The following is a 16,826-nucleotide window of genomic DNA, read 5'->3' on the forward strand; positions in this document are numbered from 1 at the left end:
TAATTAATAATGATGTTCCTACATGATGCGAAATATTCTTGAAGAAGCAAAAGAGGTTGGCGGCCTAATTAAAATCGGGGGAATGATCTATAATCCGCAGAAAAAGCACTTACAGTATAACGATGAGATAATCGATTTAGAACCAAGAACCATTGAACTGCTCGAGTTTTTGCTTACTCATGTCGGTGAACCGCTTTCTTCTAACGCGATCATTCAAGAGATCTGGCATAGCGACTACATTTCTAAAAATGTACTGACTAACAGAATATCGACCTTCCGTGCGCTCCTTCAAAAATATTTAATCCATGAAGATGCAACAAAAATACTGGTGACTTACCCCCGTAAAGGCTATTACCTTTGCGACAGCCAAGTAAAGCTAATCACTCTTGAGGAAGATGACCATGCTCCCTCCCGAGAAACACCGCCCACAATACGTCTTGCGTTGAGTGCCAAACTGACCAACATAAAGCCCTTACATTACTTGATCGTGTTCCTTTCTATGGCATTTTTTGTTTCGTCTTATCTTTATGTTACAAAAACAAGCAATCTAATCGAGCAATATCGCAAACAACAAACCATCCAAATGAGAGAGCTTCTTCTGCATCGTATTGATGCTACGGGCCCTCAATCAAAACAGCATAGGAAAATCATTAAAGCTTTGATTCTTGAGCAACAAATTGAATATCCATATACCGATTTGGTCAATCAAGACATTCCGAGTTACTTCGTGACGACAATCGATGACAGTCCCTATTGGCCCGGAGCAAAAGAGAGCATATCAAGTGAGTACAAACTCAACATTCGCTTAAAAGATCTCGAAACACCTTCCACTGTTCATGCCGAAGCTAAGCTGCTCTTTTCTACATCTGATAAGGAAGTGTTCAAAAAAACCTACGTTATCAATCTCAACAGCTTGAGCCTTTCCCTTTTGCCTCTACAGCAAGACATCGCTCGTTTTTTTGCACTTCCCATTCCGATTGAATACGATTGGCAACTAGATAATTTGTCTGTATTTAAGCAGTATGACCGTGATATTGACGAAGGTTCATTCATTCCAAATGATGAATTTAAAGCCCTCTATTTTGCTCGACACAACACATTGTTTGAAACCAATAAAGAGACGTTGGAAAAGGCTATTAGCCAACTGTATACGCGTTTCACTCCGCTTCCTGACGAACTAGGCATATGGTTAGGCCTAATTAACCTGAAAGCAGGAAACCTAGAAAACGCTTTTGATTTTCTACGCACTCCAGTAGGTGGTTCAAGGATTGATAATGCCTTAATTTACCTTCTCGTTTCCGATATTTCTTATAAAAGCGGCCGAGAAGATCTCTTTATGAAAAACTACCTACAATCCATCGTTTCACTATCCCATACAGTCCCATCAAAAGCGCTATTTAAACGACTTGCTCAACCAGAATCAGTAGAAACTTGCTTATCACCTTGGAATCAGTTGAAGAGCAAATTTTCGAATAAAACGATGACTTATGATTGGCGCAATATGATTGAAGCCTATTGCCAAACCATGATCAAGATGCAGAAACAAAAATAAAACCATGAACTTATTTGATCATGGTTTTATTCAATCTTATGTCAATCAATTAAGCACAAGGCAAAACATCGATCTGATAATCTTCTTCTTGAGAAAGAGGGACCTGATATCGAACTGAACACTGTTTAAATTCATTTTGATTCAGTGGCGTAATATAAGCAGTACCTCTTTCATTTTCCGTTCGGTGTACCTTCCACAATGAAGACGAACCGAGAATGCCTTTTAGGACAATGGATAGATTATTTTCGTCGGCATCAGGGTAACCATAAATAAATGCACAACTTTTTCTTCCATCGATCTCACACCCTTTAAATGGCAAGTTCTGTAACGGAATTACACCATAACCATCTGAAGTTTGACCCTCAATTTTATTTGAAACATAACGATAGTGTTCTTTCCCTTCTAACATCATCATTCCATGAGCCATATTGATACCCGATTCTAAAGCACCTCTTATACTATAGAGTCGAGCTTCTCTCGCTTCATTTTGAATATTCATAAATTTAGGTATCGCTGCCACCGATAAAATACCGATCACCACAATAACGATCACCAATTCAATTAAGCTATAGCCACTATTATTACGCATTTAGTTATCCTTCTTTTATTTATTACCATTTTGGTAGACGAGAAGTTAACGAATTGGATTAAATAAATAAAACAACAAAGTAAAACAAATACGAACAAAACACTTAGGTCACTTAAGTTAATCTATTAATGAATAAGACTGCTACGCTAGAATACCAATAAAATGAAATAAAATAACAAAAAAAAACCTTTAAAAACAGAAGATTAAACATAAAAATAAGATTCGTTAATCTTTGTTATCTCTCATTATTTGGCTTATCAAACGCTAATCTTCAAACTTGTTGACAACATAAACACCTCAGCATTTTTACCGGATTAAAATCATGAAGAACAAATTAACTTTATTATCTATTTTATCATCGCTATTTCTATCAGGCTGTAATAGCTCATCACCCTCTATACCAGAAAAACAAATCGGCTCAGATCTGGACTTTAATAAATCCCAATTTTCTCCAAAAAATGAACAGTGGCTAAACTATGAAGAGAAAATAAATCGTCTTGATGGGGGCTCTTCAGAGGTTTTTTACATTAAATACATTCCTAAAAATGCGATTGAACTCATCGACGTTTTAGACACTCTCCCTCAAAAGGAGACAGATCAATTGACAGCAATCATTAATAACCTTTCCAATATTGGTGTAGATAGCTTTTATGTGAGAATAATTAAGAACTCGATAGGAAGTAATGAAGATACAGATTTTTTGTATGAAAAAGATGGTCAGCTATATCGAATTAATGAAGAGGCTTCTTTAAGTCTGATTGACTTCTTTAATAAAGCGCCTTCTTTAATCCATATTTTTGATAGCATGGAATTTCCTACATCGGCTAATACATATAAAGATCAACAAATAAGTTCTTCATTTTGGGAACATAATATTAACGGACTCGACATCAGCGATGAAGATGCATACCGATTAGTCGAACAGTATGATGTTGATCCTAAAATGGTGATCAGTCGCTGTTCTTTGAATTGGAAAAGAGAACAGAAAAGAATAGAAAACGGTAAAATATTTGAGAAAATTAATAATCAACAAATAGAAGTAGGCTTACTCGAATACCAATCAATACTGACTCTAGAATGCAACAATGATGAGCAACCGTCGAGTAGTACACTCATCAATGAAAATATCACGACGATTTATCATCCCGTATTTGGCTATGTGCGACACAGTGAAATCAGTGGTCTTGAGCAAACAACGTTAACTTTGCGGGACTTGAAATGGACAAAGCAGTGAGAGAAGAAAGGGATGACGCCTACGAAGAGATTAAAGCTCAGCTTCAACAATGGCCGATGGACAAACTGACAATGCTTCTCGATGAACTGAATGTCGCTGTCACACCACAGTCAGTGCCAACCCTTGTTCCTCTTTCACACGAAGAGATCGAAATGCTCACTAAGCACTAACAGGGCATCGAAAAAAAGGCTTTGGGGAGCACTCCAAAGCCTTTGTAAAAGCCTAATCCTTTAAGGGGAGTAAGAATCAGGCTTCTTAAAATGAAACAAGGTTAACCTTCAATCAAGAGAATACGAGTCTCGTAAGGACGTAAGACTTGATGATGTGATGCTGCTGAAGTGTTCGCTTCTTGATAGTTAGACAACAAACTCTTCGCCTTACTCATATCAAAACGTTCCGGTAAAACGCATTCCGCCTCTTCACCATAGTAGTTGTTAATACACAACAAAGTCTGACTATCCGTCTCACGAGAATACGCAAATACCGATGGGTGCTCAGGCAATAAATCTTTGTAGCTACCATGAGTAATCACTGGCACTTCTTTACGTAACTCAATCAAGCTCTTGTAGAAGTAAAAAACAGAGTCTTTATCTTCTAGCGCTTGCTCAGCGTTGATCTCAGTGTAGTTATTCGCAACATCTAGCCACGGCTGAGCTTGTGAGAAGCCTGCATGCGCTTCGCTATTCCATTGCATTGGAGTACGAGAATTATCACGTGATTTCTGCGCCAGAATCGCCATCATATCTTGATGCGCTACACCATCACGGTTCACCATGATGTCATACATATTGGTGCTCTCTACATCACGATACTGGCTGATATCGGTATAGCCAGGGTTGGTCATGCCAATCTCTTCACCTTGATAGATATACGGCGTACCTTGCATCATATGTACAGACGCAGCCAACATCTTGGCCGATTCAACACGATATTGCTGATCATCACCTAAGCGACTCACCACTCGCGGTTGATCGTGGTTACACCAGAATAGTGCGCCCCACCCTTTGCCATTCAATCCCGTTTGCCAGTGGTTAAAGATCGATTTGAGCTGTAAGAAATCAAACGGCGCATTGGTCCACTTCTCACCATTGGTGTAATCGACCTTAAGGTGGTGGAAGTTAAACACCATCGATAGCTCACTGTTATCAACGTTTGAGTATTGCTGGCAGTGTTCCAACGTGGTTGAAGACATCTCGCCTACGGTCACGCTGCCGTACTTCTGAAATACGGCTTCGCTGATCTCTTTCAGGTATTCGTGTACACGTGGACCATCGGTATAGAAACGACGGCCATCACCGATATCATCATTAGGAAAGTCTTGCTGCTTCGAAATCAGGTTGATCACATCCAAGCGGAAACCATCAACGCCCTTTTCTGCCCAAAAGCTGATAACGTCTTTCACTTCTTCACGTACAACCGGGTTCTCCCAGTTGAGGTCAGCCTGTTCTTTGGCGAATAAGTGTAGGAAGTATTGCCCAGTCGCCTCATCTAGTTCCCACGCATTACCACCGAACTTAGACTGCCAGTTAGTTGGTGCTTGACCATCTACGGGATCTTTCCAAATATAGTAATCGCGGTAAGAGCTGTTTTTGTCGCCCAAAGCAGATTGAAACCATGCATGCTCTGTTGAAGTATGGTTTACCACGATATCCATCACGATACGAATACCACGTTGGTGCGCTTCAGCCAGCAATAGGTCGAAATCTTCCATGGTGCCGAATTGTGGGTTAATCGCGTAGTAATCTGAAATATCGTAGCCGTTATCGATCATTGGGGATGCATAAACTGGGGTTAACCAAATGGCATCCACACTCAAGTGTTTAAGATAATCCAGTTTTGAAATGATCCCTTTGATATCGCCAGTACCTTTACTGCCACTGTCACAAAAGCTCTTTGGGTAGATTTGATAGATGGTTGCGGTTTTCCACCAACTTTCATCATGCTCAGTCATCGCCATCTCTAACACTCACTTACCAGAAAATATAAAATAAAAATCACCATGTGAATCATGGTCGAATAGCCGTTATAACTAAAAGAAAAAGCTATAACTAAGAGAAAAAGCGATGGCTCACCTTGGAGTCATCGCTTATTAAATGCATTACGCGTTGGCGGTTTCTAGCTCGCCTTTCATCTGTGCTCGTTTATAGAAGAACAGTGTTAACGTGACGGGTAGTACAATCGCCACCAGCATCGCAATTAAGTAAACAGACCAATATTGCGGTTGAATCGATAAGATGCCTGGCAAGCCACCAACACCGATACCATTCGCCATCACTCCTGCACTACCACAGATAGCAGCCGCAGCGGCACTGCCGATCATTGCGCTCAGCATTGGGAATTTGTATTTAAGGTTGATGCCGTACATCGCTGGCTCTGTTACACCTAAGTAAGCAGAGATTGCAGCTGGAACCGAGATATCTCGTTCGCCTTCGCGTTTGCTTAAGATGATGATGCCAACAACCGCTGAAGCTTGTGCAATATTTGATAGCGCAATCAAAGGCCAGATTGGTGTGCCGCCTAAGTCTTGCATCAGTTGTAGGTCGACGGCATTGGTTGTGTGGTGAATACCTGTAATCACCAAAGGTGCGTATAGGAAGCCAAAGACTACTGAACCAAGAATCGCAAAGTCACCTGTCATTGCCGCTTTAGCCGCGAATGCCACGCCATCGCCTAACATACGGCCAAATGGGCCAATGAAAGCGTGCGCTAGAATCACAGACAAAATAATCGATACGAACGGCACGACAACAAGGTACAGGTAAGAAGGAACAATACGCTTAAGGTTGGTCTCGATGAAGGCCAGAGCCACACCCGCTAACATCGCAGGGATCACCTGAGCCTGATAACCAACTTTCTCTATCACGAACAAGCCAAAGTCCCACACTTCAGGTACCGATTTACCTATCATGTAAGCGTTCATCAATTGCGGGGAAACCAAGGTCACACCGAGCGTGATGCCTAAAATAGGGGTTCCGCCGAGCTTCTTAACCGTTGCCCAACACACACCAACCGGAAGGAAGAAGAAAATAGCTTCGCCGATCAACCATAAGAAAGAGTGAACCGTTGCCCAGAATTGACTGATTTCAACTAGGGTTTTGCCGTCGAACATGCGAATGTCGCCAATCACATTACGGAAACCAAGAATCAAACCGCCAGTAATGATGGCAGGCAGCAGTGGTACAAAAATTTCGGCTAAATGGGATATACCACGCTCAAGGAAGTTCATATTTTGACGAGCAGCCAACTTCGCCTCATCTTTTGATGATGCATCTTTACCAGTTTGCTCAATCAAAAGTGCGTACACTTCATCAACTTCAGTGCCAATCACAACTTGGAATTGGCCTGCATTAGTAAAACAGCCTTTTACTAGCTTCAGTTTTTCGAGTTCAGCTTTGTTGGCCTGCTCTGTATCGTTCAATACAAAACGCAGTCGAGTCAGACAGTGGCTGACACTCGCAATGTTTTCTTTACCACCGACTAACTCGATAAGACGCGCAACGTCTTGCTTCGCTATCTTACTCATACTACCCCACCCTGGTTTCATTCAATTACTCATCTAAACCATGCAAGCTATAATCACTCAGACTTAGATCTATGGGAACATTCCCAATTACGGTTATTATAATGCCCGTATGAATGATAAATTAAAATGGGAACAATCCCATTAATTGAAAGAGATCACACTCTAATTTTAATCTAAGCCGTTCAATTTCGCTTAATTGAGTGGATTATAGAATAGGAGATTGCGTATGATGAGAGATCTCTGAATTGCCTAAAAGCTGAGAGATCAATAGATTAGCAGCCAACTTACCTGCAGATTGGTAACCAGGATCAATGCTAAATACTCGTGGGAATAAGAAAGAGAGAAGATCATTACCACCAACGCCAGTGACGACCACATCTTCACGTTGTAGTTCTTGCAGACGCTTGATTACACCAAGAGCCAGCGTATCACTGGCACAAACGATCGCTTGAGTCGCGGGAGTTAACACCTCATCCACCAGCTGATAAGCACTTTCGTGATGAAGTTGACCAGTACGATAGTTTGCCACTGAACCTGTGTTTTCACACCAATCGAGATAAGCCTTAAGACGCAGTTCACCGGTTGATTTATCACTAGGATCAACCCCGATAAAGCCAACGTCAGAGATCCCTTGATCCGATAAATGCACCAACGCACTATTGATCACCTGTTGGTTATCATAGTTAATCGACGTCACGTTCTCGGTATCCAGAGCAATCACCACCGCTTTGTGTTCCCAAGCTTCGATTGCCGGAATATCGCAGTCAGTAAAACCAAATACAATAATGCCATCAACGTTACGACGCTTTAGAACTTGCAGGTGCTCATTGGCTTTATCTCTATCAAGTTGGCTTTCCATGATCACGACATCGTAATCCGCTCGATACAACTCGGCCAGCATCGTGCTAACGGCTTTGTTTTCAGAGGGAGAGTCCAAACGAGAGATAATCACGCCGATGACTTTTTGGCTGCCACCGCGCATCGATTGCGCAGACTTTGAAGGCGTGTACCCAGATTCTTGAATTACTCTTTCTACCCTTTCACGGGTTTCAGGTTTCACTTTTGGATCATTGGTCAGAACGCGTGATACGGTTGACTTACCAACACCGGACAGCTTTGCAATATCAAGAATAGTGAGTTTTTTGCTCATAAAAAGTCTAACGTTAAAGGGAAGAGAAGAAAAAGTGAGGGTAGATTCCCTCACTTAACTGTTTGTAAATACTAGCAGTTCTTACTATGACTTACTTTTGGCAATTTCGATAGACTACGCGACCAAGTTCTAGACGCGCATTGTCACCTTTCGTGCGCAAAGTGATGCTGTTAATCATCTCTGAAGTGCCATCATCTAAGATGTATTTGGTTCCTGAGCCCGCTGGAACTTGAGTCAGGCGGTATTCATTATCAGGCAAGCGTAGTACCGCTTTTTCATTATCAAGGTAAGACACATCAAACGAGACGTCAGACTCACATTGATAAGTCGCGAATTGATCATTCGATGTTGCGCTATCAGTCTCAGGGGCTGCTGATTTAGAGCACCCAACCAATGCTACTGTACATAGAGATGCTACCAACATAGCTTTCATACTTCGTTCCTCATCTTTATATAGTCAACGACACTTAGCCTATTCACAGGTTCGAACAAACCTAATGTAAGTGCCTAATGATAGGTCCATACCTTAGTGATAAATAAAACGTTTAGCCTTTTAAGAAAGCGGGTACGTCTTTAATGCTATCAAGTACCACGCTAGCCAACGCTTCACCTTTTTCAGTGATGGGTTTACCCGTTCTTACCAAGACTTTAGTACCAACACCTGCTGCTTCTGCAGCCATCATGTCTTCCGCTTTATCGCCGATCATGACCGAGTTAGCCATATCAATCTTCAGAAAGTCACGAGCAGAAATGAACATGCCTGGCTTTGGCTTACGACATTCACAATCTTGCTTGTAGTCACCAATACCGTGCTCAGCGTGGTGAGGACAGTAATAAATGCCATCGAGCTCGACACCATTATCAACAAAGTTCCAATCCATCCACTGCGTTAAAGAAAGAAAACGGTCTTCACTAAACATGCCGCGAGCAATACCAGATTGGTTGGTCACTAGCACCAATAAATAACCCATATCTTTAAACGCTTTCGCCGCTTCAAACACACCATCGATGTATTCAAAGTCATGCTCATCATGTACGTAGCCGTGATCAACGTTAATCACTCCATCACGATCTAAAAAAACAGCAGGTTTAGACAAAATTTTGTTCTCTATCAACTCTCTATTAATCATTAATTATTACACGCTTTATTTGCTTCATCACTATCTATTTAGTTTTGCGTTCGTTAACGATTTGTTTCTAGCTTAGCCATACAATCGACGTTTAGCCGTCTAGACGTAAAAATATCTATTGACTTAGATCATAGAACACCATAGCATCGTCTGTAAATCGAGCGAGCTATCGACATATTATTCTGTTCTACCTGCACGGGTTTCTCTATGATTAAAGTGAATCAAGTCAATAAGGTTTTTTATCAAGGCACTAAAGAAATCAATGCCTTAATTGATATCAACCTCCACATTCCTCAAGGTCAAATCTTTGGAGTCATCGGCTCTTCAGGTGCAGGCAAAAGTACCCTAATCCGCTGTGTAAATATGTTGGAAGCCCCGACTTCGGGTGAAGTGATTGTTGATGGTATCGACCTAACAAAACTCAGCAAATCAGAGCTTAGCGAAGCGCGCCGTAACATCGGCATGATATTCCAGCACTTCAACCTGCTGTCTTCTCGTACTGTATTTAACAATGTAGCACTGCCTCTAGAACTTGCTGGTAAAGATAAAGCGATTATTGAAGCGAAAGTCAGCGAGTTACTTGAACTGGTTGGCCTTGCTGATAAGCGTGACACCTACCCGGCAAACCTAAGTGGTGGTCAAAAGCAGCGTGTGGCGATTGCTCGCGCACTGGCCTCTGACCCGAAAGTACTGCTATGTGATGAAGCCACCAGCGCATTGGATCCAGCAACAACTCAATCTATCCTTGAGCTGCTGCGTGAAATCAACCGCAAGCTGAACATCACTATCCTGCTTATTACACACGAGATGGATGTGGTTAAAAGCATTTGTCACGAGGTTGCGATCATTGGCGGCGGTGAATTGGTAGAGAAAGGTACAGTCGGTGACATCTTTGCTCATCCGAAGACAGAGCTAGCGCATCAGTTTATTCGCTCAACGTTGGATCTGACGATCCCTGAAGATTACCAAGCACGTTTGCAAGAGACTCGCGTAAACAGCAGCTACCCGCTGGTGCGTCTTGAGTTTACTGGTGCAACGGTTGATGCTCCGCTAATGACGCAAATCGCACGTAAATTCAATATCGATGTCAGCATCTTAAGTTCTGACCTTGATTACGCCGGTGGCGTGAAGTTCGGCATGATGGTCGCTGAACTGTTCGGTAATGAAGCAGATGATAATGCTGCTATCCAATTCCTACGCGACAACAATGTAAAAGTAGAGGTGCTTGGTTATGTCCTTTAGTTTCAACGAGATTGCTGACTGGATCAGCCTTAACGGTAACCTTCTATTAGGCGCAACAGGCGAAACGCTTTACATGGTTGCTGTTGCAGGCATTGTTGGCTTCGCGGTCGGTATTCCACTAGGCGTGATTCTGCATACGACTAAAAAAGGTGGCCTGTTAGAGAACACCAAAGTAAACAAGATTCTAGGTGCGATTGTGAACGTGGGTCGTTCAGTACCTTTCTTAGTTTTGATGGTTGCGATTATTCCACTGACTAAGATGCTGATTGGTACCTTCATCGGTACAACAGCAGCGATTGTTCCACTGACGATTGGCGCTATCCCATTCGTGGCTCGACTTATCGAAAGTGCACTACTTGAAGTACCAACAGGTCTAGTGGAAGCGGCCCAATCAATGGGCGCAACACCAACACAAATCATCAATAAGGTTCTGCTTCCAGAAGCACTACCGACTATCATCAACTCAGTAACGATTACGCTAGTGACTCTGGTGAGCTACTCAGCAATGGCCGGTACTGTAGGCGGTGGTGGCCTAGGTGATGTCGCGATTCGTTACGGATTCCACCGCTACGATGTGACCATCATGGCTGTGACAGTAGTGATGTTGATTGTGCTGGTACAAATTATTCAATCAATCGGTGATTCATTAGTTCGCCGCGTTGACCACAGATAAAGACTCACACATAAAGATTAGAGTCGTCTGAACCTAATTAAATAGATTTATTAAAAGGAGATTATTATGAAATTTAACCTTAAAGGTTTACTAACTATCGCAGCAGCAGCTTCAGCGCTAGTTCTAGCAGGTTGTGGTGATAAAGAAGTGGATACTTCTAAAGTAAAAGTTGGCGTAATGGCAGGTGCAGAAGCGCAAGTTGCTGAAGTGGCAGCTAAAGTAGCGAAAGAGAAATACGGCCTAGACGTTGAACTGGTTACTTTCACGGATTACGTAACACCAAACGCAGCTCTAGATGATGGTTCTATCGACATCAACGCGTTCCAACACGCACCGTACCTAGATCAGCAAGTGGCTGACCGTGGCTACAAGCTAACTATCGCTGGTAACACGTTTGTTTACCCAATTGCGGGTTACTCTAAAGAAGTGAAATCGGTAGACGAAATCCAAGACGGTGCTCGTATTGCTGTACCAAACGACCCTACAAACCTAGGTCGCTCTCTACTTCTTCTTGAGCAACAAGGTCTTCTTGAACTTCGTGAAGGCGCAGGTCTTCTAGCTACAGTTCGCGACATCGTGGGTAACCCTAAGAACCTAACGATTGTTGAACTAGACGCAGCTCAACTGCCACGTTCTCTTGATGATGTTGCTCTATCTATCATCAACACAACTTACGCGAGCTCTATCAACCTGACTCCACAAAAAGATGGCGTATTCGTTGAAGACAAAGATTCTCCATACGTAAACTTAATCGTTTCTCGTGAAGAAAATCTAAACGCTGAAAACGTACAAAACTTCGTAAAAGCTTACCAAACTGAAGAAGTGTACAACGCAGCTTCTGATATCTTCCAAGGTGGCGTAGTTAAAGGTTGGTAATCAACTAAACGACAGCACTGTATAGATACCTGAAGGGGCTGACATAACGTCAGCCCCTTTTTTAATGATAAAGATTTGCTAGAAAGTAAAGCATCTCAGATTTAAGCGAAACAAAGTCGATTACTTCAGGTGATCCCAAGAGATGTTTGACACCAATCGGCAGTCATCACACTTGAAATAGAAAATATCGTGGATAGGCGCATCTAGCAGCCATTCACCACCACATTGCGGGCATTTGCGCTCTTTTTCATCTTTCAGGCTGATCCCACCGACACGGTATAAGTAGTAGTAGGTTGGAACCTTAGTCAGATACTCAATGCGCCCTCTTAGACCCCAACCGCGTTTAAACAGCACACTCTTCGTGTCACTGATCTCGGTTAGCGTTGCATGTTCCGCGCGACAACCACCACCCATTTGTACTTCATCACAGGCTTGCCATTCGGTCTGCCATTTCAACACGGCTTTATGGTCGCCATTGAAGGTAGGTGGATTGCGATATAAAGGGATTGGTAGCAAGCTATCGCCACTACGCAGCGGTGAACAGGTGTGCACGAATGTCGTGTATAACACCTGCCAGCTTGGTGTTTCATCTTCTGCCACTTCTTCTGAGTTCAGATCTCGACCGAGCAAACGCATTTTAGGCGCTAGTAGGCTCGCGTTAGACAAGCGATCAAAACACACTTTCACAAAGTCTGAGTGATTCCGCGGGTGCAAGCTATCTTGCTCCGGGCACACAACGCGAACATAGAATTCCCCATCGCCCATCACGATTGGGAACTCACGACCTAACACTTGTCCGTTATAACGAAGTGCATCCATTAAGCCATTAACCGCCTTGTCGACAGCGCTTACCGTTGTGTTATCAAAACACTCAAATTGAAGTTCTAGTACGTACATCTATTTATACCGCTGGTTGTAGCTTTTCTAAAAATTCTGCCAATGTCTCGGCGAGCACATCACGATTTTTGGTACCTAAGCGCTCCAAAATCACGTTACCCGTTAGGTTACAGATAGAGATAACATCCAGCTCAGCATCGGTCGCGGCAATGAAAACCGTTGGTTTTAGCTTCAAGCGACGCTGAGTTACTAGGTGACCCAAAATGTTTTCTTGTAGGCATTCGAAGTCTTCATCACTCCAAATCTGTAACAGAGTCAATTCGTTACCATCGAAAGTTGCGTTCATATCTGCGCTGAATTGTGCGCCGTAGAAAGTTTTGATGTCTTCATGCAGAGTCAACTCAATACCGGTTTCAACGTTGGTGAAATCCGCGAATTGCTCACGTGGATAGTGCTTCCACAACACGGCATCGCCACTCTTTTCTTCTACGCATGGCGATACGATGTCCACCAACTCCTCATTACGAGGTAAGCTTTGGTGTTTCTGCTGCCACGCGTCAACGTATCGCTGACTAAAAGAAAGTAGTGCGTCTTGAGCACGTTGAGTCATGAAAATCTCCTAAACACAAAATAATAAATAGAATCCGAGCCCTTTCCGCGCCGATTAAGCGATGACTTAATGACAGGGTAAGGGGGATTCAGTAAAATCGACCCCATTCTAATCGAATTTGAAACGAAAGTATGAGCAAATATTCTGACGCAAAAGAGCTAGCGGGTTTAACCCTTGGCCAAAAAACTGAGTACTCTAACCAATACGATGCAAGTTTATTGCAACCAGTGCCTCGTAGCCTTAATCGCGATGATCTTGCGCTAAACGGCGAGCTGCCTTTTGTTGGTCATGATATTTGGACGATGTACGAGCTTTCGTGGCTAAACACCAATGGTCTACCACAAGTGGCTGTCGGTGAAGTTTTCATCCCAGCAACCAGCCCAAATTTAATTGAATCAAAATCTTTCAAGCTGTACCTGAACAGCTACAACCAGACTCAATTTGAAAACTGGGATCAAGTAACCGAGCGCCTGACCCAAGATTTGTCGGCATGTGCAGGCGAAACGGTGATTGTGAATGTAAACTCAGTAACCGACTACACTAACCAACCTATCGTGACGATGGAAGGTGACTGTATCGACAACCAAGACATCCAAATCACTAGCTACGACTTTGAAGCGTCGCTGCTTGAAGGCGCTGCTGGCGAACAAGACGTTGAAGAAACACTGCACAGCCACCTATTGAAGTCGAACTGTTTGATCACCAATCAACCGGATTGGGGCAGCGTTGAGATCGCATATTCTGGTAAGCAAATTGACCGTGAAGCTCTGCTACGCTATTTAGTTTCTTTCCGTGAGCACAATGAATTCCACGAACAATGTGTTGAGCGTATCTTCACTGACATCATGAAATACTGTGCACCTTCGAAGCTAACTGTGTTCGCACGTTACACACGTCGTGGTGGTCTGGATATCAACCCATACCGTTCAACAGAGCAAGATAGACCAAGCCACAATAAGCGTATGGCTCGCCAATAATCAGGCGAGAACCACCCACACTTATTTGAACCTACCAAATCTTTAAAGGGACATTGAAATGCGTTGGTTATACGTTGTTAGTCTATTTATTTTAAGCTTAAGCACATCGGTCAATGCGTCGGTTTATTCGTCGGCGCTACTCAATGAAGCCAATAATTTGGTTGAGATCGAGCCGAGCCAAGCAAAACAAATGGCCAACAGCTACCTAACGCTACGTATCCTTTCAGACCAAAGCGAGAAAAGCCCATCGGCTATTTCTCGCGAAGAGACAGACTCTTCGATCAGAACCCCAAACAGCAGTATTGATGCCTACAAGATATTAGCGAAAGCAGAATACAACCTTGGTAATATTCATATTGCGATTCAACATATCGACAAAGCATTTGAGCTTGCGAAAACCTATAAGCTTGAGTACCTAAAACTGGATCTTGAGATCCTAAAAGTACGCTTACTTTGGCTGAGTGACAGGAAATCAGCCAAAGCAAAAACAGAGCTGGCGAGTATCGAAGCAAACCTAGAATCGGTGAATAAAACCTTGCGTTTAACAGAAGGTATTACCTATCGTTTGATCATGCTGAAAGCTGATATTGCCTCTTATGACAATAAGGTCGATGAAGCCGAGAAGTTCTACCAAGAAGCGAAAACCTACCTCGATCAGCGTTACTCAGAAAAAGTGACTATCGACTACCACATCGCGGTCGGTGAATTTTATCTAACCCATAAAGAGTACAACCACGCACTATCTGAGTTGTTGTATGGCTACTGGAAATCCGTAGAAGGTAATCTGAGCTCACGCTTAGCAAAAGTAAACCGCCTGCTTGCTCAGCTTTTCTTTGAACGCCAAGTGTTAGATAAAGCTCTCGAGCACTTATCTCAAGCTGCTGATTTCTATGATAGCTTTGAAAACTCACCTGTTTTGGCACAAGTGCTTAAAAAAATGGGTGATGTATACTTCTTTCAAGGAAAATATAACCTTGCGTTAGTGCATTTCTTCAACGTTTTGGACCATGAAAGCACCGACCGAGATATCCAACAAGTCATTGATATTCGTCTGAGTTTATCAGCTACCTACTTACGCCTTTATAACTACCCTCTTGCAGAACAATACCTAACACGCGCTCTTGAGCTGTTGGAGTACACAGATATTCCAAAACTGGAAGGCCGCGCTGCGCTGCTGTCGGCAGGGTTAGCTTATCATCTACAAGAGAGCGATGACGTAATCAAGCATGCGACACGTGCACTTGAAATTTCACGTCAGATAGAAAATATGCACCTGTCACAGCGTTCGTATTACTTACTGTCCTTAGGCTATGAACAAGCAGGTCGTCCTCAACAAGCATTAGCGAATCTCAAGCAGTACAATAGTTTAGTTTCTTTAGAGCAGCAAAAACTAAATCGTGTAGGTGAGGATGCATTCCGTCAGCAGAAAGAGTTTGCTGAACAAACTTTGCACTACGCTGGTCAAGCGCAAGAATTAGAAAGGTATAAGTTAGAGCATCGTAAATTCCAAAAGATATCCTTCGCCCTATTTCTGTTCAGCATCGTCCTATTCTTCTTTGTACTACGCAGAGGCTACCTCATCCAAACCTTAGCTAAAGAAGTGGATTCGCTGCGTACTGATCTTTTTACGCACTCACGTTCAAAGCTTCCGAACCTAAGAATGCTCAATGCTAAGCTCTCAAATTCGTTAGAGCAAACCAGCCAAACCTTCGAGCAATGGCAGCTTGGGGAGTTGATTTATGAACCATTAAACGACCGCTTACGCTTCGTTATGATTGACTTACCTTTCCTGCGCAACATGTATACGCAAAATGGTTATAAAGCGGGCTTAGAGCTCGAAGATGCTTTCGGTGATTTCTTAAAATCAAAACTGGAAGGCCCAGCTCGCGTCTATCATTTCTCAGATGCGAACTTGCTTTATATAGAGCCAAATTCAGATCGTGATTCATCACCAGAAGCGATGTTCCTAAAGATTCAATCGTGGGTAAATGACTTCGAGCCAGAACGTAATATCAACCGAACGATTCGAATGGGCATCGCTGACTACCCGTTTTTACCACGAGCTTACACCGCTATTAATGACCAAGAGCTATTAGATGTATTGTTGATGTCGACCAACCTAGCGCGTGAAATCAGCTTGAAAGAACGCACTAGCCAATGGGTATACCTCAAAGCTATCGATAACGCACCAGCGGCAAGCCTTGCAACTGGTAACATACGAGAAGCGTGTAAACATGCGATTAATCAAGGGTTAATAAAGATACAATCGTCATACCAGAATGAGGACAACATCAAAAAAATGCTAAAAGATGACTGATTTGCGAGCGGTTAAGAGCGGCAAGCCGTGACCTTATTTTTAGTTTTGTTATTATCGATGCAACGGAATTTCATCAAAATGATCGAGCTCGGTCTACGCGGCGCTAATTAATACAT

16 protein-coding genes are annotated in these 16,826 nt (G+C 42.8%); 8 read left to right on the plus strand and 8 right to left on the minus strand.

From position 1 onward, the window contains the following. Positions 1 to 22: 22 nt before the first annotated feature. The gene (locus AB6E54_RS11135; protein ID WP_102507655.1) at positions 23 to 1,552 is read left to right on the plus strand and encodes a winged helix-turn-helix domain-containing protein; all 1,530 of its coding nucleotides are present in this window, start codon (positions 23 to 25) and stop codon (positions 1,550 to 1,552) included. 49 nt (positions 1,553 to 1,601) lie between these two features. Here AB6E54_RS11135 and AB6E54_RS11140 read toward each other — a convergent pair whose 3' ends face one another. Further along, on the minus strand, positions 1,602 to 2,141 hold the full coding sequence (locus AB6E54_RS11140) for a prepilin-type N-terminal cleavage/methylation domain-containing protein (protein WP_372106407.1): 540 nt from the start codon (positions 2,139 to 2,141) through the stop codon (positions 1,602 to 1,604). Positions 2,142 to 2,463: 322 nt separating this feature from the next. Here AB6E54_RS11140 and AB6E54_RS11145 point away from each other — a divergent pair, with 322 nt between their 5' ends. Beyond that, on the plus strand, positions 2,464 to 3,375 hold the full coding sequence (locus tag AB6E54_RS11145; protein ID WP_372106409.1) for a hypothetical protein: 912 nt from the start codon (positions 2,464 to 2,466) through the stop codon (positions 3,373 to 3,375). Next, positions 3,360 to 3,545: a hypothetical protein gene (locus tag AB6E54_RS11150; protein ID WP_372057892.1), complete on the plus strand. Its 186-nt coding sequence runs from the start codon at positions 3,360 to 3,362 to the stop codon at positions 3,543 to 3,545. The genes AB6E54_RS11145 and AB6E54_RS11150 overlap by 16 nt, the downstream gene beginning before the upstream one ends. Before the next feature lie 101 nt (positions 3,546 to 3,646). Here AB6E54_RS11150 and treC read toward each other — a convergent pair whose 3' ends face one another. The 5 genes from treC to gmhB all read right to left on the minus strand — a co-directional run bounded on the left by treC (position 3,647) and on the right by gmhB (position 9,178). Further along, entirely contained in the window at positions 3,647 to 5,332 is a 1,686-nt protein-coding gene (treC, locus tag AB6E54_RS11155) for an alpha,alpha-phosphotrehalase (protein ID WP_372106410.1), read from the minus strand. A gap of 141 nt (positions 5,333 to 5,473) precedes the next feature. Beyond that, a complete protein-coding gene (gene treB / locus AB6E54_RS11160) occupies positions 5,474 to 6,898 on the minus strand; it encodes a PTS trehalose transporter subunit IIBC (RefSeq protein ID WP_022570656.1) in 1,425 nt (474 codons plus the stop codon). A gap of 205 nt (positions 6,899 to 7,103) precedes the next feature. Then, on the minus strand, positions 7,104 to 8,048 hold the full coding sequence (treR, locus tag AB6E54_RS11165) for a trehalose operon repressor TreR (RefSeq protein ID WP_017060760.1): 945 nt from the start codon (positions 8,046 to 8,048) through the stop codon (positions 7,104 to 7,106). A 91-nt stretch (positions 8,049 to 8,139) separates the two neighbouring features. Further along, entirely contained in the window at positions 8,140 to 8,481 is a 342-nt protein-coding gene (locus AB6E54_RS11170; RefSeq protein ID WP_017060761.1) for an MliC family protein, read from the minus strand. A 112-nt stretch (positions 8,482 to 8,593) separates the two neighbouring features. Then, entirely contained in the window at positions 8,594 to 9,178 is a 585-nt protein-coding gene (gmhB, locus tag AB6E54_RS11175) for a D-glycero-beta-D-manno-heptose 1,7-bisphosphate 7-phosphatase (protein ID WP_017060762.1), read from the minus strand. Between the two features lie 207 nt (positions 9,179 to 9,385). On the opposite strand from gmhB, the gene metN reads away from it, so the two are divergent. The 3 genes from metN (at position 9,386) to AB6E54_RS11190 (ending at position 11,969) form a co-directional block, all read left to right on the plus strand. Next, positions 9,386 to 10,420 carry a methionine ABC transporter ATP-binding protein MetN gene (gene metN, locus AB6E54_RS11180; RefSeq protein WP_017060763.1) on the plus strand — a complete coding sequence of 345 codons (1,035 nt, stop codon included), beginning with the start codon at positions 9,386 to 9,388 and terminating at the stop codon, positions 10,418 to 10,420. Beyond that, on the plus strand, positions 10,410 to 11,093 hold the full coding sequence (locus AB6E54_RS11185) for a methionine ABC transporter permease (RefSeq protein WP_017060764.1): 684 nt from the start codon (positions 10,410 to 10,412) through the stop codon (positions 11,091 to 11,093). The genes metN and AB6E54_RS11185 overlap by 11 nt, the downstream gene beginning before the upstream one ends. Positions 11,094 to 11,159: 66 nt before the next feature. After that, positions 11,160 to 11,969 (plus strand): MetQ/NlpA family lipoprotein, encoded by an 810-nt coding sequence (locus AB6E54_RS11190; RefSeq protein WP_372106411.1) that lies wholly within the window; start codon positions 11,160 to 11,162, stop codon positions 11,967 to 11,969. Positions 11,970 to 12,089: 120 nt separating this feature from the next. Here the strand turns inward: AB6E54_RS11190 and AB6E54_RS11195 are convergent, their stop codons facing one another. Both AB6E54_RS11195 and syd read right to left on the minus strand, forming a co-directional pair. Next, positions 12,090 to 12,866, minus strand: coding sequence for a Zn-ribbon-containing protein (locus tag AB6E54_RS11195; RefSeq protein ID WP_017060766.1), 777 nt, complete (start codon positions 12,864 to 12,866; stop codon positions 12,090 to 12,092). A gap of 4 nt (positions 12,867 to 12,870) precedes the next feature. After that, positions 12,871 to 13,416 (minus strand): SecY-interacting protein, encoded by a 546-nt coding sequence (gene syd / locus AB6E54_RS11200; RefSeq protein ID WP_050633962.1) that lies wholly within the window; start codon positions 13,414 to 13,416, stop codon positions 12,871 to 12,873. A 131-nt stretch (positions 13,417 to 13,547) separates the two neighbouring features. Here syd and queF point away from each other — a divergent pair, with 131 nt between their 5' ends. Beyond that, the gene (gene queF, locus AB6E54_RS11205) at positions 13,548 to 14,393 is read left to right on the plus strand and encodes an NADPH-dependent 7-cyano-7-deazaguanine reductase QueF (protein ID WP_017060768.1); all 846 of its coding nucleotides are present in this window, start codon (positions 13,548 to 13,550) and stop codon (positions 14,391 to 14,393) included. Positions 14,394 to 14,451: 58 nt separating this feature from the next. Then, positions 14,452 to 16,710, plus strand: a complete 2,259-nt coding sequence (locus AB6E54_RS11210; RefSeq protein WP_017063345.1) for a lipopolysaccharide assembly protein LapB — start codon at positions 14,452 to 14,454, stop codon at positions 16,708 to 16,710. Positions 16,711 to 16,826 lie beyond the last annotated feature (116 nt).

Origin of the sequence: Vibrio sp. 10N.247.311.49 (assembly GCF_041467655.1) — a bacterium.
Classification (GTDB): domain Bacteria; phylum Pseudomonadota; class Gammaproteobacteria; order Enterobacterales; family Vibrionaceae; genus Vibrio; species Vibrio crassostreae_C.